This window comes from Flavobacterium sp. 102 (assembly GCF_003634615.1).
Taxonomy (GTDB): domain Bacteria; phylum Bacteroidota; class Bacteroidia; order Flavobacteriales; family Flavobacteriaceae; genus Flavobacterium.
On the sequence record NZ_RBKX01000001.1, the window covers coordinates 1693939 to 1719592 of the forward strand.

At 38.7% G+C, this 25654-nt stretch carries 4 protein-coding genes; all 4 read left to right on the forward strand.

The features are described 5' to 3' along the window. Nucleotides 1–368: 368 nt before the first annotated feature. Nucleotides 369–6269, forward strand: a complete 5901-nt coding sequence (locus C8C84_RS07385; protein WP_121312918.1) for a T9SS sorting signal type C domain-containing protein — start codon at nt 369–371, stop codon at nt 6267–6269. 397 nt (nt 6270–6666) lie between these two features. After that, nucleotides 6667–6957, forward strand: coding sequence for a hypothetical protein (locus C8C84_RS07390; protein WP_121312919.1), 291 nt, complete (start codon nt 6667–6669; stop codon nt 6955–6957). A 108-nt stretch (nt 6958–7065) separates the two neighbouring features. Then, on the forward strand, nt 7066–22611 hold the full coding sequence (locus tag C8C84_RS07395; RefSeq protein WP_147406822.1) for an S-layer family protein: 15546 nt from the start codon (nt 7066–7068) through the stop codon (nt 22609–22611). Nucleotides 22612–22697: 86 nt separating this feature from the next. Next, the gene (locus tag C8C84_RS07400; RefSeq protein WP_121312921.1) at nt 22698–25277 is read left to right on the forward strand and encodes a T9SS type A sorting domain-containing protein; all 2580 of its coding nucleotides are present in this window, start codon (nt 22698–22700) and stop codon (nt 25275–25277) included. Nucleotides 25278–25654 lie beyond the last annotated feature (377 nt).

The window sequence follows — 25654 nt, forward strand, 5'->3', positions numbered from 1 at the left end:
GTTATTTTTTTGTTTGATGAAGAAAATAGGCTTTAATTTCATTTTTATTTCAAATACGAATACGTTAAGTAAGTTTTTATTCATATAAATCATTTTTTTTACTAAATTATTAACTTAACTTTAAGTTAATTGTAAAAAAAGTGTATTTTTAAAGCCTATTTACACACATTTAAGTTATGTAATGCATACTTAACGCTTGTATTTTTTTGCAGTTGTAGGTTGATTATCAGTCATCTGTTTGAAATTAGAGAAAGCGTTTTTTTTGTAATTCTTTTTGTGTGGTGTCTGGTAGTCAATTTCTATATCAGGACACCTTAAGTATAGTGGAGGAAATAGCTTATACATGTTTTATTATTTTTAAAAATATTATGAAAAAAAAATTACTCATTCAAACTCTTAATTGGTTTCAATGTTATTCCCCAAAATCCTCCGGATTGTTAGTGACTTTATTGCTGGTTTTGAATTTTGCACTTATTGAGAAAACCAGTGCGCAATGTATCGGACCTTATGCTCGTTTTGAGAGTGTTAAATCAAAAGCTAATATGCAAGCCGATGGATGGTCTTTTTCTACTACGGCAAATGTTGGGACAACTCTTGGTATTGCTCGTTCCGGAACAACATATGCTTTATTGGGAAATGTGAATTTTTATATTCAAACACCATTAATTGCGAATCCGGATAATTTTTCTTTTTATTACAGAAATAATAGTACTGTAAACACAATTACTTTTAAAGTCGAATGGTCAACTGATATAGCTTTTGGTTCTATACTAGGTACATCGGGCAATTTAACCGTTTCTTCATTAACCTATTCTAATTATTCTGTCTCTTTGAGTGGGTTGTCTAATATATATGTAAGGGTAACTTATGTTTCAAATACTGCCGGAAGTGCTCTTTATCTAGATGATTTTTCTTGGACTTCTACCGTAGCAAGTGAAAACAGAACTATTGTACCTGTTCAACAAGGCAATGGAGCACCAACTAATTGTGCCGGCGGTAGTGTGACTTTAAACTCAAGTGATGTTTATACGATGTATGACAATGGAGGCGAATTTGATGGGTATAATCTCAATCAAAACAATCAAGTGACTTTTAGCCCTAGTGGTGCTGCATTTACTGCCGGTGACAGGGTTCGTGTTCAGTTTGTAAACTATACCAGTGTTGGTTTTGCAGCAACAACAGATAGGATAGATGTTTGGGATAATAATGGTACAACGTTAGACGCTACTACCAATATACTAGGTCATACTTCTGCCAATGGTTTGGTTCCAAGTGTTTTGACTTATATTTCTACCATAGCTACAGATGGTTCGCTAACGGTTCGATTTGCGTCTGATGCTGTTACAAATAATTTGGGTTTTAAAATACTAGTTGATTTAGTGCGTTGTGCAGTGCCAACCGGTTTGGCCGCTTCGTCTGTAGGTTCAACCACAGCTTCTTTAACTTGGGGTGCCACTTCGGCAAATAATTATGACGTCTATTATAGTACTAGTAATACTCCGCCCTCGGCTAATCCTGTAAATAATCCGCCAACTTTTAATGTCATTAATGTTCCCGGTGCGAATACAGTTAATCTTACCGGTTTAACTACCAGTGCCACTTATTACGTTTGGGTTCGTTCCCGCTGTTCGAGTTCTCCGGATAGTTATAGTCCGTGGTCTTCTCCAATCAGTTTTAGTACGGTAGATTGTTCTGCTTTTTCAATAACCACCAATCCTTCCAATACTGCACAAAACCCTTGTTTGAGTGCAGGTTCAACAGCCTTAACGGTTGCCGCGACCGGTGGAGCAGGGTATGGGTACCAATGGTATAGTAATGTGGTCAATTCTAATTCGGGCGGAACATTATTAGGTGGCGCTACACTTGATACTTACAGTCCGCTTACCACCGCTACCGGAACACTCTATTATTATTGTGTGGTAACCAGTACGACACCCGGTTGTTCTGCAACCAGTACGGTTTCGGGAGCGGTTACAGTTATTGCTGCGCCTTCGGTGGCGCCGGTAGCTACAGCAGGAACGCTCGTGACTTCAAATTCTTTTAGTGCCAATTGGGGTGCGGTTGCCGGTGCAACAGGATATCGCCTTGATGTTTCTACGAATATTGCTTTTGGCAGTTATGTTGGGATATATAACAATTTGGCTTTGGGCAATGTGGTTACGTTATCAGTAGCCGGGTTGAATGCAGGAACAACATATTATTATAGAGTAAGGGCTTTTAATACTTGTGGTACTACAACTTCTTCTAATATTATTACGGTAACCACTACGGCTTTGAGTTATTGTATTCCTAGTGGTAATGGTTTTTTCCAGGATCCGCTTGGGATTACCAATTTTAGTGCGGGCACCATCAATAATACTACTGTTATAGAAGCTAATAATTATGGAGATTATACGAGTTTGAGTACTAATGTTTTTGTTGGGGCTACCTTACCGTTTAGTGTTACGCTAAGAACAGGATATGGTTATAGTACTAATGTTTGGGTCGATTGGAACAATGATGGTGATTTTATTGATGCAGGAGAATTGGTTTACCAAGGAGAATCAGGAGCCACTATTCCTACTACATTATCGGGAAGTTTTCCGGTTCCTTTGCTTAATTCCAACGCTTTAAGTACGGTAGGTTCTCACCGCATGAGAGTAGGAGCTATTGATTTCGGGCCGTTTACCGATCCGTGTCGAAATGGAAACTACCAAGCTTTTGAAGATTATACTTTAAATGTAATAGCAGTACCACCTTGTGCTGTCTCAACACCTTCTGCTTTAACCACGGTGAATGTATCGGCTACTTCGGCTAGTTTAGTTTGGTCTGATGCTGCCATGACTCCTAATACGATTTATAATTATTGGGTAAGTACCACCAATACGCCTCCGGCTTTAGGTTCAGATCCGATAGGGATGGGAACGGTAACCGGAGCTTTGACTGCCAATGTCACCGGATTAACTTTGGGGGTTACTTATTATTTTTGGGTTCGTGTGAAATGTGATGCCGTATCTTATAGTGCTTGGATTGGTTCTGCTAATTTCACCACGGTTAATCTTGATATTGTTAACATGACCACGGGTTCTTTAACTACTTGTAATGCTAAGTTTTATGATAGTGCCGGTTTTGCCAGTCAATATAACAATAATGAAAGCTTTACTTATACTTTTACACCGGCTTCAGGTACTAACTTAAAAGTGTTGTTCAACTCTTTTAGTACTGAGCCGGGCTATGATTTTCTGTCTATTTATGACGGACCAACAACAGCTTCTCCTTTATTGGGAACTTTCAGTGGTACTCAAATTGCAGCAGGACAGGCTTTTTATTCTTCTGCGGCTAATGGTGGAAGTTTGACTTTTAGATTTACTTCTGATATTTCAGAAACTTCTACAGGATGGGATGCTAATATTACTTGTGTAAGCGTTCCTAGTATAACGAGTTTTACTCCAACTTTTGCTTGTGCCGGAAGTACGCCTTTAGTGACCATCACCGGAACTAATTTTACGGGTGCCACTTCGGTAACTTTTAATGGTGTTGTTGCGGCTCATACAGTTGTAAATGCTACAACAATAACCGCTACTTTGCCGGTGAGTGCTACCACAGGGGTGATTTCTGTAATTACTCCGGATGCTCTTGGCAATAGTGTTACTTCTTTTCAAGTTAGACCTCTTCCTTCTACTCCTGTAGCCAGTGCAGATGTTGTTATTTGTTCGGGTTTGAGTACTAATTTAAGTGTTGCTTCAGCACCGGTCAATGGTTCTTTAGCTACTACAGTAATTGGAGGCAATGGTTGTACTGGTGGAAACATGTTTGACATCGTAACAGGTTCCAGTCCTATTACCATCAATGCTTTTGACATAGTACCCGAAAATACAGCACTTCAAAATGTTAGTGTTTACTATAAAGTAGGAACTTATGTTGGTAGTGAAACAACTGCCGGAGCATGGACACTATTAGGAACCTATCCGGTTAATGGTGTTTCCAGAGTATTAATTAATATGCCTACTGGCAATATTAATATACCGGCTTCTTCAACTTATGGTATTTATATCAATTATAATGCTTCTTACACTAGTTTAGCAACCACTTATTCCAATGCTGATATTTCTATTGTTACCGGAGCAGGGCTTTGTGGTTCATTTTCTTTAGTTAATGCCGGAAGAACTTTCAATGGAGCAGTATATTACCAGTTGAATGCCACTTTAACTTATGCTTGGTCGCCGGCTACCGGTTTGAGTGCAACGAACATTGCCAATCCTGTTGCGTCGCCAACTTCAGACCAAACTTATACTGTAACTACTACGCTTAACGGATGTACATCTGCTAGTGATAGTGTTGTGGTGACGGTAAACCCAAAACCAACGGTTTCGATTCCAACGGCCGGCGGAAACATTTGTGCAAACTCAGTTATCCTCGTTTCGTCTGCAGGAACTGCTTCAACTTATACTTGGACTTCAACAGTTGCCAATACTTTGTTTACCGATGCTACAGGAACTACGCCTTATGTAGCGGGTTCAAATGCGGCCGCCATTTATGTAAAAACACCAACTACCGCTACCATTACTTTAACCGGTACTAATACCCCTAGCGGTTGTTTTGATACTGCTACGGTTATTTTTACCGTTTCGACTAAAACATATAACGTAGGTTTCTGGACTCCTGGTGGTCCACCTTTAAATAATGGTACTGAAAATCTTGTTTTCAATTCGGGAACTTATACTTCAACCGGCGATTTGTCTGCTTGTAGTTGTTCAGTAACTGGCGCTACTGTTACTATTGCTAATGGTCATACGGTGTCCTTAGTGAATGGTTTGACAGTTTCAGGGGGTTCTATGACTTTTGATAGTGGTGCTAGTTTACTGCAAACTAATCCGGTTACCAATACCGGTAATATTATCTATAAGAGAGATTCGACACCTTGTTTCCGTTATGATTACACCTATTGGTCAAGTCCGGTAGCGTCACAAACCTTGATTGGTTTATCACCGGGTACCAGTGCTTCGGGATTCTTTGATTACAATCCGACTATTTCTTTTTGGCAAGAATCCAATAGTGCTTTACCTATGACTATTGGTAAAGGGTATTTGGTTCGTGTTCCTAGTACTTTTCCTGTTTCGCCTTCACTTCCAATTAATTTTACGGCTAATTTTACCGGTGTACCTAACAATGGTACCATTCCACTTAGTGTAGTTTATAATGCACCCGATGGATTGAACTTGATTGGAAATCCGTATCCAAGTGCTTTAAATGCGGCTAATTTAGTAACAGATCCCGGTTTTAATGTTAATGGTAATTTCCTTGGAGGTACTATTTATTTGTGGTCACACAATACCAATTTAAATATGGTAACCGGTCAGTATGAATACAATGATTATGCTGTTTGGAATATATTAGGGGGCATTAATACTTATGCTTCGAGCAGTATTGGTTCCGGTAACATGAATGCTCCTACCGGAAATATAGCCGCAGGACAAGGTTTCTTCATAAAAACTATTGCTACAGGAACTGCTTATTTTAGAAACACTATGCGTACTGGAGGCGCCACTAACAGCAATACTAATTTCTACAGAAACGCAACTAATTTAAATACCGCTAATACCGACCCAACCGCTACATATGAAAAGCACAGAATTTGGTTGGATATTAGTAATGAGGGTAATGCCTATAAACAAATGTTAGTGGGTTATATTCAAGACGGAACCGATGGATTAGATCGTCTGTTTGATGGCGAAATGGTTGACAATGAAAATAGAATAGTTTTATACACTAAAGTTGAAGATAAGAAACTCAGTATTCAAGGTCGTGGTTTGACTTTTACGACTGACGATATTTTTGCATTGGGTTATAAAGCAACTGTAGCCGATAATTATACCATAAACTTATCAGATTATGATGGTTTGTTTACCGGTCAAGCTATTTATTTGGAAGATACCTTATTAAATGTCATCCACAACTTAAAAGAGAGTTCCTATTCATTTGCTAGTGATGCCGGTACATTTGAAGAACGATTTGTGCTTCGTTTTACTACTGAAACATTGGATGTTCCGACTTTTAATGATGAAAGTATAGTAGTATATAGAAATAATCGAGGTGTTCATATTTCTACCGGTAGGGTTCCAATGGAATCGGTTGCGATTTATGATGTTACCGGTCGTTTGGTAGTTTCTAAAAATGCAATTAACTCAACCGAAACCTCCTTTACTACTTTGCCACAAACACAGCAAGTGTTATTGGTTAAAGTTACTTCACAAAGCGGTGCGACGATTACCAAAAAAGTACTTTATTAAGCAACACAGCACAAACCTAGTTTTGTCCTTTAAAGCGTTTTATAGCTTTTGAGATTTAGGCTAATGATTTAACAAAAAAAAAGAGCTTTCAATATTTGGAAGCTCTTTTTTTTGTTTTATTGTCACAATTATAAGATTATTTTTTCATTGAATGGCGGTCGTGTCAGAGTGGAATGTAAGAGTGTTTTATTAGGGGTGTATTTTGGAATCAGTATCTACGATATCACTGACGAATGATTGATTTTTTAAAATAATCGTGGATTATAAGCTATGTATTACACTCTGATGCTATTCGTCGGATTTTGATGTTTTTTATCGATTATGTAATTTTTTTGTAAAAACTTAACTGATAATATCTATATATTAACACTCTGTTAACTTTTTGTAAATAACTAGTATGTCGCAACTTTACGTTTTTTTTCCTACAAAGCTGTTTATTCTTTTCAATCCTATTTTTATTAATGATGAAGCCTTAGACAATCAAAAAAGGCTTAAGGAAGCGAGAGTAAATTTGGTTTTCTTCTTTATGCTTTTAGGATCTTTTGGCTCTAGTTTAATTGCCTTTTCCAACAATTTTTATCAAGTCGCTTTTAGGCTGCAATCTACCTTTGTCAGTCACTATTTGTCTCATGCCTTTTTTGAAGGAATTGGCAGTGGTGGCGGTGGTCATGGTAATGCAATTGCTTAGGTCTGTTTTGACTTTAAGTTAAAATGAATAATCAACAAAAGAATATAATACAATGGTAGTGTGAAAGCATTGCCGACAAAAAAAAATTTTTTCTAATCCAATTTTTTAATGATGAACAACAATTACAATTCATGGTACAGTAGTGGAATTACTACGTGTGTACAAACATGGCAAAAGAAAGCAGTATTGCTGCTGTTTTTTGTTATGTTCGGTGTTTTTGGAGTAAATGCTCAGGTTACTACCAATGGAGGGTCCGGTTTAGCGGGGTCTTATGGTACTTTGGCTGAGGCAATTACCGCTTTAAATGCTGCGACGATTTCATCTCCTGTGGTCATTACTTTGACCGGAAATGAAACGGCGCCTGCCGGTGGGTACAACATCACCAAGTCAGGAACATCAACCAATACCATTACCATTCAAGGTAGTTCGAGCACCATAACCGCTCCTACGCCTCAGGCTTCCGGTATATTGGTAGATGCCATTTTCAAAATTACGGGTGCAGACTGGATAACTATCCAGAATTTCACCATGCAGGAAAATGCAGCGAACACAACAACTACTGCTGCTAGTAATAACATGACCGAATTTGGTGTCGCGTTATTTTATGCTACGGCTACAGACGGTGCTCAAAACTGTACTATTCAAAACAACACAATTTCTTTGAATAGGACTTACCAAAACACTTTTGGTATTTACAGTAACTCTACTCATACTGCTACTAATGCTACAACGAGTGCTACGGCTTCTTCTGTGGCAGGAAGCAATAGTGGTTTAAAAGTGTATGGGAATGCAATTAGTAATGTCAATTTTGGTATTATGGTTGTTGGTCCAACTGCGGCAGCGAACCACAATACAGGCATTGATATTGGGGGTGCTGCTTCAGGAACAGGTAATACAATTACCAATTTTGGTACTACAAGTACTTTTTCCGGTTATGCTAATGTGTCAGGAACTGTTAATGGTATTTTAGTACGTAATTCTACTGGATTTAATGTTTCTTATAACTCAGTTACCAGTTCAAATGGAGGTATAACTGCAGCACAAACTTTAAGAGGTATATTTATTCCTGCTGCATCAAATGCTCCTACAGGAACTTTTACCAATACAATCAACAACAATACGATTGCTTTAACGCATGGTTTCTCTTCGGGTACTATACAAGGGATTACTGTTGAGGCAACTACAGGTACTGCTACTTCAACCCAAAATATTAATAATAATAATTTTACGGCTTTGGGAAGCAGTGTTGCTACTTCGGGAACAATTACTGCAATCTCATGTGTTATGCCGAATTTAGTAACTAATATTAATAGCAATACATTTACTAACATTACTTCCAATACAACGGGAAGTTTTACTTTTATTGGTCACAGTTATACAATGCCTGCTGGCGGTTCTCAAACCATTAGTGGTAACTCTATTGTAACTGCTTTTAATAAAACCGGAGCAGGCGGAACCGTTACTGTTGCTACTTCCTCAAGTTCTTCGCCAAACGGTACAACCAGTACTGTTACCAATAATAATTTCTCCAATATTACTGTTACCGGTGCTACCGGAATTACAGGATTAAGTAATTTTGATGGTTCCTCTTCAAGTGCAACAAGGGTGTGTACAGGGAATACTTTTAATAATTGGGTAGGAGGGACTGGTTCTATAACAGCCATTACTTATGGTTATTTTGGTGGTACCACTTCTACTATGAGTAATAATACTATAACTAACATTACAGGTCAAAGTTCTATTACCGGTTTAAGTATCGGTTCTAGTGCCAATTTGGCTACTACACTTAATGTAGCTAATAATGTTATCAATAATTTATCGTCTACAGGAACTGGTGGTGCAGTAATAGGATTGTCTTGTTCTAATGCTTCTACAACCATTAACTTAAACAGTAATACGATTCATACTTTGTCTACCACTTCAAGTTCTGCCGTTACTGGTATTAGTATTGGAGGCGGTGCTACGACAAACGTTTATCAAAACAAAGTTTACAACTTGTTAGGGACTAATGCTTCCTCGACTGTAAACGGTATTTTGATTACTAGTGGAGTAAATATTAATACATTTAATAACCTTATAGGTGATTTACGCGCTACAGCTGCTTCGGGAACCGATGTTATCAGAGGTATCAGTATTACATCTTCAACAGGTACTTCTAATCAAAGAGTATATTACAATACTATTTATTTGAATGGCACTTCAAGCGGAACTAATTTTGGTTCTTCGGGTATTTTCCATACTTTTAGTACTACTGCGACTACTTCGGCTTTAGATTTAAGAAACAACATTGTTGTAAACGCTTCGAGTGCTAATGGTACCGGATTTGCGGTTGCTTTCAGAAGAAGTTCAGCTACTAATTTGAATAATTATGCCAGTACCTCAAACAATAACTTGTTTTTTGGAACCAGCGGTGCTTTCAGTGATGGTACTGTGGCATCTTTTGGCGCTTTCCAAACTTTGGTTTCACCTAGAGAGACTGCTTCAAAATACCAAAATCCAACATTTGCCAGTATAACCGGTTCAGATGCAACCTTCTTGAAGTTTGTTTCGGGTGCGGTTAATTTAGCAGGTGCCAGTGGTCAAGTCATTGCGGGTTACACAACTGATTTTGACGGAGAGACTCGTGATGCCAGTACACCAGATATTGGTGCTGACGAATGGGTTAACGGAACTGTTGTTTTGCCTACTATTACAGGGTTTACAACAGCCTTTAGTCCAACTGCTCCAATATACTTGTGTTCGAATGGAGGTTCAGTAGTTACAATTACAGGAACTAATTTGGATACAGTATCTTCAGTATTGTTTAATGGTGGTGCAGGGGTAAATCTTGTAGGTTCTATTACTAATGCCACTAGTACTAGTTTAACTGTGACTTCGCCGGCCGGAGTAGTAGATGGTATTATTCGTGTTATTAACCCGGCGGGTTCAGTAGACTCTAGTTCTTCATTTACCACGGCTGATCCTCCAACAGTTGGAGTAAGTTCAGCTGCGACTATCTGTTTGGGAGCTAATACAGTACTTACGGCAACAGGTGCCAACACTTATGCTTGGTCGCCAAGTACAGGTTTATCGGCTACTACAGGAGCTAGTGTTACAGCAAGTCCAACCACTAACACTACTTATACCGTTACAGGTACAAGTACTGCGGGTTGTACAGCTACTAATACAGTTGCGATAACCGTGAGTCCAGTGGCAAGTGCTGTTACTGTTTCTAAAAATCCAACAGTAGCTTGTTTGGGAGGTATTACTACATTAACTGCAAATGGGGGGACTGTTAGCTCAACCCCTTCCGCTTATGGATTTGCTGGTACGACTGGGACTTATACTCCTATTACAGGAACCACTGTAACTGCTGCTATTGGGGATGAATTTGGCGCGGGTAATTTACCTATTGGTTTTTCGTTTAATTACAATGGAACAAACCAAACCGTATTTGCCGTACATTCTAATGGGTTTTTAATTTTAGGAAATACAACTCCTGCTATTACTGGGAATTTTAATTTTACAAATGCATTAGCAACGGGTGCTCTTTTCATTGCTCCTTTGTGGGATGATAATAATACTACTGGTGGTAGTGTTATCTATAGTACTACCGGAACTGCACCAAACCGTGTATTGACTGTTCAATGGACCGGGATGCACGTAGCAGGAGCAGGTAGTGCTACTAATCCAACTATAGATATGCAAGCTTTACTGTATGAAAATGGAAATATTCAGTTCATTTATGGTGCTCAGAGCGCTGCTTTGTCTTCCCCAACTGCCTCAATAGGTATTTCGGGAGCATCTGGTAATTACATAAGTGTTACTCCATTAAGCCCAATTGGAACTTCAACAATATCAAGTTCTACTGAGAATACATCAGTAAATACTGCCAATATCCCTTCCGGTACTATTTTGACTTTCAATGCACCGACACAGCCATCAGTTTTATGGTCTCCATCAACTGATTTGTTTACCGATGCAGCTGCTACTCAATCGTATTCAGGTGAGAATATTAAAGTAGTTTACTCTAAATCAAATGTTGAACAAACTTATATAGCTACGGCTACTTTAGGTTCTTGTCCAACTTCAGGTTCTGTTACAGTAACGCCAAACGCTTTACCGACTATTGCAACCAGTGGTGATGTAGCCATATGTAATGGTGGAGCAGGAGCAAGTTTAACTGCCACAGGAGGTGTGTCTTATGTTTGGTCGCCTGCAACAGGATTATCTGCTGCTAATGTGGCTAATCCAACGGCTACGCCAAGTACAACTACTACTTATACGGTAACAGGTACTGATGCTAATGGTTGTCAAAATACAGCTACTGCTGTTGTTACAGTTAATGAACCGGTTGCTGTCACGGTACAGCCAGCCAATCAAACGGCTTTGGAAAATGGTCCGGCTTCTTTTAGTGTAACTGCCACCGGTACTGGATTAACTTATCAGTGGGAATATAGTTCAGACAGTGGTGCTAACTGGAATTCACTTTCAGGGGAAACAGCTGCCACTTATGCTATAGCTTCAGCCAGTACTTCACAAAATAATTACTTATACCGTGTTGTTGTTTCAGGTACTGCACCATGTGCTTCTGTAACTTCAGCATCAGCTTCATTATTAGTTGGGTCAGTGGCTATTGTTTCACAGCCTACTAGCCAAACTATTTGTAGTGATGGAACGGCTACTTTTGCTATTACGACTACAGGTGATGTTACTTCTTACTTATGGCAGTATTCAACTGATAATGTAAATTGGTTTACTGCACCTGGTATCGCAACCAATAGTAGTTTAGTTTTAACCGGTATCAATTCATCATTATCGGGATACTTATTCCGTTGTTCATTGAATGGTGGGGCACTTATTTCTAATGCAGCTACTTTAACTGTCTTTGATGCTATCGTAATTGGTACACAACCTGCAAGCCAAACGGTTTGTTCTAATGCCGCTTCTGTTTCGTTTGAAAGTGCGGCTACAGGATCAGGGGTGTCATATCAATGGCAATTAAGTACCGATAGTGGTTCTAATTGGAACAATGTTTCGGGTGCTACTTCAGCTACTTATACTATCAACACTCCGGGTGTTGGTCTAAATAATAATCAATACCGCGTTGTCGTTTCAGGAACTTCACCATGTAGTGCGGTAACTTCTAGTGTGGCTACTTTAACCATAACTGATGTTACAGTTGCTGCTAGTGCAGTTTCAATCTGTATTGGTTCATCAGTAACTTTATCCGCGACATATACAGGTACTCCAGGGACAACAACTTCTTCATGGGTTTCTGCTACAGCAGGAAGTGGTGCTGAAACACCAATTTCAGGTGATTCTACATCAGTAACTCCAACAGCTGCCGGAACTTATGTTTATACATTTACTACTAATGGCGATTGTTCGTTTACAAGAACAATTTCTGTTACAGTTAATGCTTTGCCAGTTATATCTTCGGTTACGGCTACTCCTGCTACAGTTTGTAGTGATTCGCCTATTGCTTTAACTGGGTTAAGTGTGGTTAATGCTAATGGTACTTCTGCTTTAGGGGCAGGAGCAACTTCAAGTTCTTCTACCGGGAATTCTATTTTTCCAGGTGGTTGGGGAGGAGCTAAATCTCAATATTTGATTAGAGCTTCCGAATTGACAGCATTAGGTTATGTGGCAGGCAATATAACTTCTGTGGCTTTTGAACCTACTACTTCCGGTCAAACTTATCAAGGCTTTTTTGTAAGTATAGCGTCAACGTCTAATACCGTTTTAACCACTACTTTCCTTTCTAATGGGACACAAGTATATGCAGGAACATTAGCAGACAATGGTTTTACTCCTGTTGCTAATACTGTTAATACATTGGCCTTTGGTACAGGTGTGGGTTCTGCCAGCAGTTTTGCTTGGGATGGAATTTCAAATATTGTTCTTACTTTTTCTTGGAGTAGAGTGCCAAGTGCATCAACTTCTACTTCATCAACTATGAAATCCGATACAGTAGGATTTGTATGTGGTGCCTATAGACAAAGAGATAGTTTTACACCAGCTGCTATGTTAGCTGAAACTTCAGCATCATCAACTGTAAGCATTCGTCCAAGATTAACATTAGGCGGTGTAATAGCTACTAATTTAGCTTCTACTTACACTTGGTCATGGAATTCAACTCCAGCTGTGACAACAGCTACGGGTACCACTTCTATAACTAACACTAGTGGTAGTGCTTTAAATCAAACTTTTACAGCAACAGCTACTTCAGCTGCAGGATGTACAAATTCATTGACTACAAGTGCGGTGACTGTTAATACTACAATCCCAGCACCAACAGGTACAGACAGTACTCAATGTGGTACTGCAACACCAACTTGTTCTGTTGTAGGAAGCGGCACACCGGGAAGTACATTCCGTTGGTATACTGTTTCTACTAATGGTACTGCTATTTCGGGTCAAACAGGTAATTCATTAATAGTACCATATGCAATTGCGGCTACTACAATATTCTATGTATCTGAAGTTAGTGCTGATGGTTTATGTGAAAGCCCGAGAACAGCCGTTACTGCAACAGTAACTCCTCCTCTTGCTTTTAGCTTGTCGGCATCCAGTACTACAAATTGTAGTGGATCACCAAGTTTAACTCCAATCACTATTGCTACTAATGAAGGTTATGATAGTTATTCATGGTCTAATGCCGGTACAGTTTCAGGAAACGAAACTACGGGTTGGACTTTTAGCCCAACTACAACTACTACATATACATTAACAGTAACTGGAGGTGGTTGTTCTACAACGGCTACAGTTGTTGTTACGCCAACGGCTCTACCAGTTGTTAATGTAACAGCTGTTCCTAGTTCAATTTGTGTTGGGGCTTCGACAACGTTGACTGCTTTGACAACAACTACTGCTTCAGGAACGGCTAAAATTGGTTCTGGAACAACATCTGAATTTAGTTATAGTATTTTTAGACATGGATTTGGAAATGGTAATTTTAGACATCAATTATTATATAGTGCGTCTGAATTAACTGCTGCAGGTTTAACTGCCGGGCCATTAACATCTGTTGCGTTTAATGTTACTACTTTAGGGTCTCCAGATTATTCAGATTATACTGTTAGTTTAGCAAATGTTAGTGCAACATCTCTAACTACCACTTTTAATCCTAGTACACTAACACAAGTATACACTGCTCCATCATTTACTTTAGTTTCAGGTATTAATACCTTTACTTTTGGTACAGGTTCAGGTTCAACTGGATTTGTTTGGGATGGTATTTCAAGTGTTTTAGTAAATGTTTGTTACACTGTTTCAGGTGCGAGTTCAACTTCATATGTTGAAGCTACAACAACCAGTTCAAACACGAACAGTCAATTGTTAGGAAGTACCGGTGCTTGTACAGCTACTACAGCTACTACAGCGGTAACTAGTAGACCTAATGCTACATTTGGTGGGCAAGTTGGTTCTCAAGGTGTTGGTACTTTAGCTTATACTTGGAACGATCCAGCCACTACTACCGGAAATGTGTTAACCGTTACGCCAAGTGCAACAACGACTTATACAGTTTCGGGTTATGATTCTACAACAGGGTGTACAGCAACAACAAGTAATACTGTAACAGTATTTACTCCACCAACTGCTCCTTCTGTAACTAATGCAAATCAGTGTGGAACAAGAGTTCCTTTGGTTGCCGTAGCCGATACTAATGGTTATACAACGCCTACCTTTAAGTGGTATGCAGATGAAGTTACTACTACAGCATTACAAACCAGTACCTCTACTACTTATACTACTAGTGTAAGCACTACTACAACTTTCTATGTGTCTGTTGTAAGTCCAGGAGGATGTGAAAGTCCTAGAGCAGCAGTTACAACGACTGTCGTTGCTCCAGCAACTTTAATAGTTTCTCCAGCTGCCTTTGTTTGTGCAGGCGGAAGCACTGTATTAAGCGCTTCTGGTGCTGTATCTTACACTTGGACACCTGCTCTAGGATTAAGTGAGACTACCGGTGCTAGCGTAACTGCTTCTCCAAGTAGTAATACTACTTATTCAGTTACTGGGGTTGATGAGAATGGATGTACTACTGCTGCTAGTACTGTTTTAGTTACAGTAAATCAACCTCTTCCTTCCATTACAGCGGGTGTTATTAACCCAGCAGTTTGTGTAGGAGGTACAGTTGACTTAACTTCTACCTCAGCTGGTTCAGCTTTTAGTTATACTGAAGGATTTGAAACATTCCCACCTACCGGTTGGACGATGTTAAATCCTGGTTTGGGTAATTCTTGGCAAGCTACTAATGTTTTAGAACCTGATGGGGTTAGAACAGGGACTAGCTCTATGGCTTATTATTATGATACAGATTTTTCTGGAAATGCTTGGGCTATTACTCCAGCTCAAACATTAACAGCAGGCGTTCCATATACTGTTTCTTTCTGGTATAGAGTGCCTAATTCATCTTATTCAGAAAATATAAAATTAACAGTAGGTACATTAGCAACAGTAGCAGATCAAACTACTACTTTGATTAATTTAACTTCATTAAGTGGTATTGCTACTTTCCAACAAGCTACAACTACATTCACACCTACAACTACGGGTACATATTATTTCGGTTTAAATTGTTTTTCTACTGCAGATCAAGATACTATTTATGTTGATGATTTTGCTATATCAGGAGGTCAAACCGTTACTTATGCTTGGACTTCAACACCTGCAGGATTTACCTCTAGTGTTCAAAATCCTACCAATGTAACGGTGAATGGAGAAACAACTTATATGGTGACTGCTTCAAGTGGAGCTTGTACAACATCTTCTTCAATTATTGTTACTCCTAATGCACTACCGACTTTCACTTTGTCGGATGATGTAACTATCTGTAAAGGACAGTCTACTACTTTAGAAGTGACTGGTTCTGGTCTGACTTATTTATGGTCAACCGGTGCAACAACCGCTTCCATTTCGGTTACTCCATCAACAACTACTACTTATAATGTAGTAGCAACGGAAACCGCAACCGGTTGTCAAGCTACTCAAGAGGTTATCGTTACTGTGAGTGATCCGGGTGCTGTATTATCTACAGGTACAACTACTTCTCAAATAGTTATTCCGGGCGGTTCTACTACTTTTACAGTGGCTACCGCGTCAGGACCTGTTTATACTTACCAATGGCAAGTGAGAACAAGTATTAATGATCCATGGACTAACTTGTCTGATGATAGTAACTATTCAAATGTTAACACGGCTACTTTAACGGTGGCTGACATTGATGAAACTTTCAATGGTTATCAGTACCAATGTTTGGTTACTGGTGAATCTCCTTGTGCGGCTTTAATTCCTATTGTGGCTACTTTAACAGTAGATACTACAGGTATAGAACAACAACCACAAAGTGTTACCGTTTGTGCCCCTTCATCAACTTCATTTAGTATTGTAACGAGTGGTGATGAGCCTTATGGCATTGAATGGCAAATAAGCCTTGATGGTATTGTTTATGAGAATATCAGCGATGGTTTTGATGCTGTTACCGGTCTTACTTTCTCGGGTGTAGATCAACTAACGTTGAATGTTTCAGGAATTACCGTTGCTAATGATGGATTAAAATTCCTTTGTCAAATTAATTTCTATTTGCCGAGTGATGCAGCAACACTTACTGTGAAATCTCCGGTAGTTGCTTCTAATCCTGCAAATCAAACGGTTTGTTCATCAGGTGGAACTGCTGTTTTCAGCACTACTGCTACGGGTTCTGATTTGGCTTACCAATGGCAGTTTAGTACTGATGGAGGTTCGTCATGGAATCCTTACGTAGGTACTGGTGCTACTACAGCGTCTATCTCTATTGTTAACCCTGCTTTGGCTACTGATGGTACCCAATATAGAGTAGTGGTTTCGGGTAATGCTGCTTGTGATTCAGTTACTACAGCTGCTGCTACTTTATTTATAAACAATCCAACTATTACTACTGCACCTTCGGCTGTATCAGTTTTAAGAGGGAATACGGCTGCCTTCTCGGTAGTTGCTAGTGCTGCAACTTCTTACCAATGGCAATATTCTACTACCGTAAATGGAACTTATACTAATGTTTCTGATGCAACTCCGGTCGGAGTTACTTACTCAGGAGCAGATTCGGCTAGTTTGTCAGTTGTTACAACAGAAGCAACGCCTGCGGTTAGTAATAATTTCTATAGATGTGTTGTAACCTATAATGGATGTTCAGTTAATTCAGTTGGTGCTCAATTGACAATCAACGGATACTGTACACCATCAATTGCAACATCAACAACTTCTTATTTTGATCAAGTGACAATGAATGGTGCTACTAGTTTTGATAACACTGCTTCAGGATTTTCAACTAACGGTTATGGAAACTTTACTTCTTCATTCTCCGTTTCTCAAGTTTTAGGAAACTCAGTTACTTATAGTACTACGCTTATTGGAACAACAGTAGGTATTGCTATTTGGGTTGACTGGAATAAAAATGGATCTTTTGAAACTACAGAAAGAGTTGCAAATACAACAGGTTACGTGAGTACGTTCTCAGGAAGTTTTGCAGTTCCAATGAGTGCTACAGTCGGAGCTACCAGAATGAGAATTATGATGGATTGGAACAATTCAAATCCAGCTAATCCATGTGTTCAAAGCACAAGAGCGGAAACTGAAGATTATACATTTGAAATTTTGCCACAACCAGTATGTGCTTCAGGGTCTTTTGTAGCCGGTACAGCTTCAGCCACTAGTACTTCAATTTGTTTTGGCAATACTGCTTCACTTTCATTGACTGGATTCACTACTGGTGTTGCTGGTTTGACATATCAATGGTATTACTCTGCTAATGGTGTTGATTTTAGCCCGGTTTCTGAGGCTAATTCAACAACATTAACTACAGGAAGTTTAACAGCTAATGCTTATTATTACTGTGTGACATCTTGTTCTGAGGGAGGTTCTGAAACTTCAAATACAGTAACTATAACAGTAGCCAATCCACTTATCACAGGTTCAACACCTGCTGGTAGATGTGGTACAGGAACAGTTGTTTTAGGTGCAGAAGCTAACGCTGGTTCTTCTATCAATTGGTATTCAGCTGCTACAGGTGGCACTACATTAGGAACCGGAACTAGTTTTACAACTCCTAGTATAGCAGCAACCACTACTTATTATGCTGAGGCTGTTGCAGGAGGAGGCGTTGGAAATGCAACTTCAACTTATTCAGGAACAACAAATAATGGAGCTAATACAGGAAGTCATGGTATTGCCATTACTACTACTGTACCAAGTGTAAAAATTGTAAGTGCTGATATTCCATTTACTGGAACAGGGACGTTGACAATTGCCTTGAAAAATACTGCTAATAGTACAGTTCTTTCATCGGTTACAACCGGTACGGTTACAGGTTTAGGAACGACTGCGCTTACTATTCCTTTGGATATTACTATTCCAACCGCTGGAAACTATTTGTTAATAGTTAATTCGGTTACCGGAACAGTTGGAGGGTTAGGATATTCTACAGTTACTTATCCGCTTACAGCTTTGGGTGGAACATTTAGTGTTACTGGAGGATATTGGTTCAGTTCTACTACTTCAAATATGTATTTATACAATCTAGCTGTCAGCACTGGTTGTTCTTCAGCAAGAACTGCTGTTGTAGCTACTGTAGATCCGCTTCCAACAGCTACTATTTCTTATACAGGTTCACCTTTCTGTAGTACAGCTACAATTGGTACTGTAACGAGAACCGGTACAACCGGAGGAACTTATTCCTCTACCAGTGGTTTGACTATCGATTCTTCTACAGGAGAAATTGATATTACCGCTAGTACTCCTGGTACTTATACAGTAACTTACACAATGGACGGTACTACTTATTGTACTGCTCAAACTGCAACTACTACTGTAGTAATCAATCAAGCTTTAACTTCTGGTTTTGCTTATGATTTTGCTGCATATTGTACTAATCAAGGTACTGCAACTCCAACGGTTTCAGGTGCTTCAGGAACATTTACAGCTTCTCCGGCAGGATTAAGTATCAATTCGACTACGGGTGCTATTACTTTAGCTACTTCAACAGCGGGTACTTATACTGTAACTAATACAGTATCGGTTGCGGGTTGTCCTAATAGTGTTTCTACTTTTGAAGTAACCATAAACAGTGCGGTTGTAATTACTGCTCAACCAAGTAGTGTTTCTCAATTGCCTGGTGATAATACCTCGTTCTCTGTTACTGCAACAGGAACCGGTTTAACTTACCAATGGGAGGTAAATGACGGATTAGGATGGACTACTCTTTCTGGAGAGACTGCTGCTACTTTAAGTTTGACTGCAGTAACTTCTGAAATGAATAGTTACCAGTATAGAGTAATTGTTTCAGGTGCTACCTCTTGTGCTCCTGTTACAAGTAATGCTGCTACGTTAACTGTTAATACGGCTGCAATAGCCACTAACCCGGCGAACTTTACAGCTTGTAGCGAAGGTGCGAATACCGCTTCTTTCTCTGTTACAACTACCGGTGTAGTTACTTCTTATCAATGGCAAGTGAGTACTAACGGTACTACTTGGTCAGATATTACCAATGGTGGTATCTATGCTGATGCCGATACTGCTACTTTATTGTTATCAGGATTGTCGTTGTCTAATGACGGATTACAATTCCGTTGTGTGCTTAATGGGGCTGTAAATTCAAACCCTGCTACTTTGACTATCAAAACGGCAGTGGCTATTACAACTCAACCATCGAGCGCAACAGCATGTTCAGCTGGTTCAACAACTTTTAGTGTTGTGGCAACTGGTGATAACTTGGCTTATCAATGGCAGGAAAGTGCTGATGGTACAACTTGGAATAATATTTCAGGAGCTACTTTAGCTACTTTAACGCTTAATAGTTTGACAGTTGGAATGAATGGTTACCAATACCAAGTGATTGTTTCAGGCGCTTCTCCTTGTAGTCCGTTGACTTCAAGTGTGGCTACTTTAGTAGTTAATACGGTTGTTGCGGTGTCTGCTCAACCTGCTAATAGTACAGTTTGTAATGGGGCTAATGCTACGTTCTCAGTTACTGCTAGCGGTACTGCTCTAAGCTACCAGTGGGAAATAAGTACTGATGGTACGCTATGGTCTGAATTGTCTGGTGAAACAGCTTCTTCATTGACTGTTAATGCTGTTACTATGGGAATGTCAGGTTACCAATATCGTGTAATTATTTCAGGTGCTGCTCCTTGTGGGTCAGTTACTTCAAATGTTGCTACATTAACTGTTAGCCAACCTGTTGCCCCAACATTTGCTTCTGCAAGTTTGGATGTTTGTTCTGATGTGGCTCAAGCATTGACAGTGACCAATGTTCCAACGAGTACATTGACTTTAGGAACAGGTACTTCACTTTCTACAGGTAGCTCAACTGCTGCTGCTTTAGGTCCAAACCCTATGCAAACCTACTACGGAGGTACCAGACAACAAATGTTGATTACAGCTGCTGAGTTGACCACATTAGGTGTTTCTAATGGTTATGTTATTAACTCAGTTGCTATTAATTTGAGTGCTGCTGAATCAAGAACGCTTCAAAACTTTACGGTTAAGATGAAGAATACTTCAACTACAGCATTTGCTAATACAACTTTTGAAACGGGAACCACTTCAGTAAGAAATGCGGCCAATTATTCACCAGTAGTTGGTTGGAATACTATTGTATTTGACAATAGTTTTACTTATACAGGAGGAAGTTTGATTGTAGAATTAACATTCTCTAATAATGATGGAGGAGGTTCGGGTACTAATAGAGCTTATCACAGCACTACCAGCTATACCTCAACATTATTCTACAGAGCAGATTCTACATCTGCAACTGCTGTAGCGGCTCAAACTACTGCTTCTTTTAGTTATTCATCCAGAAATAACATGCAGTTTGGCGTTTTGGGAGCCATTACAACATGGTCTCCAGCAACCGGATTGTATACAAATCTAGGTGCTACTACAGCTTACACAGATGGAGCGAATGCTACTACAGTATATGTTAAGACAAATACGTCTCAGGCTTATACAGCAACATTTACTAACAGTTTGGGATGTACAAATTCTGCTGTAGTTAATGTGAATGTATTAACATCGTCAACTTTAGCTTCTATCACGCAACCAGCAGTTACATGTTCAGGTTCTCAAACTACGTTTAACTTAACCGGTTTGTTACCTAACAGTACTTCTACTATTGGTTATACCATTAATGGTGTTGTTCAAACTGCTATTACTGGTGTTGTTGCTGATGCTTCAGGAAATGCTTCGTTTACAGTTGCTTTACCAGCGGTTAACAACGGTAGAACATTGGCTATTACTTCATTAACTAGGACAGATTTAACACCAAATTGTGCTACGGCTATTTCAGCTAACAATACGGTAGTTATCTCGGTTCAACCGTTAGTGACTTATTATGCTGATGCTGACGGTGACGGATTTGGGGACAATGCTGTTACAGAAATTTCATGTTTGGGTCAACCTTCAGGTTATGTAACTAATAATACTGATTGTGATGATGCAAATGAATTTGTGAATGCTACTTTCCCATTCTATGCTGATGCTGACGGTGATGGTTATGGAGCAGGAGCATCCGTTTTATTGTGTGCTGTAAATGCAACTACACCTCCTTCAGGTTATTCAGTAAATAACACGGATTGTGCACCAACAGATCCATTTATTTATCAAACGTTTACTTTCTATGTTGACGCTGATGGAGATACCTATGGAACTGGAAGTTTAGTGAGTGTTTGTGCGGTAGATGCTAATACACCACCGGCTGGTTACTCGTTGAATAACACCGATTGTAACGATGCCAATGCATTGCTATTCACCACTTATTCTTTCTTCGCTGATACAGATGGAGATGGTTTCGGTGCCGGAAGTTTAGTAAGTGTATGTGCTGTTGATGCTAATACACCTCCAACAGGTTATTCTTTGAGCGACAAAGATTGTGATCCTGCAGATCCAACCAAATGGCAAAGTACTTCGTTGTTTGTAGATCTTGATGGTGATGGTTATGACAATGGAAACGTTAATGTTTGTTGGGGTGCTACTGTACCTGCCGGATACTCTCAAACCACATTAGGTTTTGATTGTGACGATACAGATCCGTTGCGTAATCTTACTAATCCATGTGAAACAGTTGTTACTGTTAAGATGATCATTGAAGGTTATTATGATACGGATACTCATGCAATGAAACCTGTATTGTTAAACCAAGGCGTTGGAAGCAGTGAAACAGATGTTGATACTGTTACAATTGAGTTGCGTGATGCTACTACCTATGAATTGGTTGACACGACTACTGCGATGTTACAAACCAACGGAAATGCAGTTGCAACGTTTGCTACAGCACCAAGTGGTTCATTCTACATAGCAGTAAAACACAGAAATGCTATTCAGACTTGGAGTGCTAATCCAGTAACTGTGGGAACTTCTCCTTCAAGTTACGATTTCACAACAGCGGTAGACAAAGCGTATGGTGATAATATGAAAATGTTAGAGTTAGGCGTTTACGGCTTCTATTCAGGAGATTTGAATTTAATCCAAGATGAAAATATTGATGGATTTGACTATTCAATTTGGGAATCTGATTATAATGATTTACTGTTTGGATATTATGCTACTGATTTGAATGGAGACGGAAATGTTGACGGATTTGATTACTCTATTTGGGAAACTAATTATAATAATCTAATTTATTCTATTCATCCATAATATAAAAAGAGTCACCATGTATTTATATTATATGCATGGTGATCTTTTATAAGCTTATAAAAATTTATTAATTAAATAACTTTAATATGTCTACAAAATTTAAAAAAATTAAAAAAGATTGGTTATTGCTTTGTTTTGTTTTGTTTTCGTTTGTTACTTCGTATTCACAAGCGCACCTTACTTATACAATAACAAATTTTACATCAACTACAAATACTTTGTCTTATGATGTTTACATTACTAATGATGGTACTACTCAAATTAAACTTGCAAATTTAAGCATAGGTATTAATTATAGTTCACTCATATTAAATGGTTCAACAAATGCTACTGGTAATAATACCAATTATACATACGAGGCTGGTTCTCGTTCAGAAGGACTAAATGGTTTAAATCCATATGCCAATGTACTTCATCAGTATAGCGCAACTAAAAACCATTTGCGTTTTCAGACTTCTTCACCTGCAACTATTGATAACTCACCAGTGTTGACTATAGGTGTTCCATATAAAATTGGACGCTTTACTTTTGCAAATGCTGGAGGTGTAAACTGGACAAGTCAAAGTAATGCTTTGTTAGCTTTTCAAGGAGCTGCACAAGGAGGATATGCAACTACTCAGGCAACTGTTTATGTCGGTACCAATATAAGTAGTACTACCTATGGTGTAGGTGCTAATTTGTCATTTTCTTATGTTAATTCACCCTACTTGTTGAATACATGTACAAATACCTCTAGTTCTATTACAGAAACAGCATGTGGTTCTTATACTTGGACAGCTGGTAACGGTCAAACTTATACTGAAAGTGGTACTTACACTTCAGAAACTCCAATTGGAGGCGGTTGTACTGATACTAAAACTTTGAATTTAACTATTATTCAACCAACAGCTCCAACGGTTTCGTTAAGCAGCAGTGATGGCGATAATACATTTGCCTATGGCACGAGTGTTACTTTCACGGCCAATGCCGGAAATTTAGGTGGCGGTACTGCGAGTTATGATTTCAAGGTAAATGGTGTATCGGTTCAAAATGGTGCTTCTAATACATATACTGTTAGTACAGCCAATGAGAATAACTTGGCCAATGGTAATCAGGTTAGTGTTAGTATCACAGTAACGGGAGGCACTTGTTTATCGACACCAACCGCCGATAGTAATGTTATAGCCAATACCGTAACAGGAGCTTATTTTACCAATATCACTAATTATTGTGGTCAGACTTTACCGGCAGTTGGTTCAAGAATAAAATGTTCTGTGCCAAGTGGCGTTGTAGGTGTTTTAGGTTATCGATTTAAAGTGACCAACAATGTTACGGCTATGTCTACTACAGTAGATAGCAATGTTGCCAGTTTTAATATGGGCATGATTAACAGTAGTGTTTTTGCATACGGAACAAGTTATAATGTTCAAGTAGCGGCTATCGTTAATGGCGTTTTACAGCCTTATAGCAGTGGCGTATGTGTTATCACTACTCCAAGTGTTCCATCGAATCAAGTAACTTCATTATGTGGTCAGACTTTAGAGTCTTTGAATACAAGAATTTATGCTTCTACTGTTTCAGGTTCTGTACTTTATAGATGGAGAGTTGCTTTGTCTACAGCACCAACGACTTATTTCACACTTACTACAACTTCATCAAGTTTTAGATTGACCAATGTACCTAATTTGAATGTTACTTTTGGTAAGACTTATTTGGTAGAAGTTCAATCGGATGTTGTAATCAATGGAGTGTCATTTACCTCAGATTATAGCACAGTTTGTAATGTAAGTACACCGGCGGCTTCTACTATCAGCGTTTCAGCTAATCAGTGTGGTCAGACTTTGACGACTATCTTGGATAGAATTTATGTTAACTCGGTACCGAATGCGGTGAATTATACCTACCGTGTACAGAAAGTAGGTAGTGCACAAGCTTATGATTTCACAACTAGTTTCACAAGTTTCCGTTTGAATAATTTCCCATCATTGTCATTGACTTATGATTCTGAGTATAATGTTTCGGTAATGGTACAACTCCTTATCGATGGCGTTTATTATGAATCAGAATTTAGTGAGCCATGTATCATCAGAACACCATTATTCCCAACGGTAGGTCTTCAGTCTTCACAATGTAGTGATGGAAATGAGCAGACTCCTGGGCCTTACCAAGTACAATCAAATTCAGAACTTATTTACAGTGAGTTTGTGTCGGGCGCTTCTTATGAGTTCTTATTACAACAATTAGTGAATGGAGTACCAACAGGAACACCATTAAGCACTACACGTTCCGGAAACTACTTTTCTTTGGATATGATTGACGGCGAGTTAGCAGATACGGATTATGTGGTTTATGTGAAATTGCTTCACTATGGCGAAGGTCCTGTGGGTAAAGATTGTATTATCAGAACACCATCAGTAGCTACTAAAATGGTTGTTACATCAGCGTTTGCTGCTAAAGCATATCCAAACCCATTTGCAAACAACTTCTTGATTGATTTGACTACAGAGAGTCAATCATCAGTAAGTATCAAGGTTTATGATATGGTTGGAAGATTAGTAGAATCACATGAGTCAAAAGCCTCTAACTTAAGTTCTTTCCCAATAGGAGATAGATACCCAAGTGGCGTTTACAATGTGGTTGTTACTCAAGATGAAGAGGTGAAAACCCTTCGAGTGATTAAAAGATAAGATAATTACAAATTACGAGATACTAAGTATTAAGTAAAGCGTATTAAGATTTTTAAATCCCTGTCTCGGTAAACGAGATAGGGATTTTTTTTTACCGCGATTTGTTTTCTGCTTGAACTTTTATCGATTACCCTTTCTTTAAGGTCTTAAGCATATATGCAACCTTTTTTATCGCAATAAAACGGATTATATTTTTGTTAGGCTATTGTCCTTTTACCCATAACTAATATCAAACTTCTTAAATTTCTTATAAATTTTTTTGTAAATACTATTTTTTTATCGATTAAATACATAAAAAAATCGTCCAAAAGCTTCTTTGTGATTGGTTAACAATTAGTTAATCTTTTATAATTTTTAAGAGTTAATTATTGAGTAAT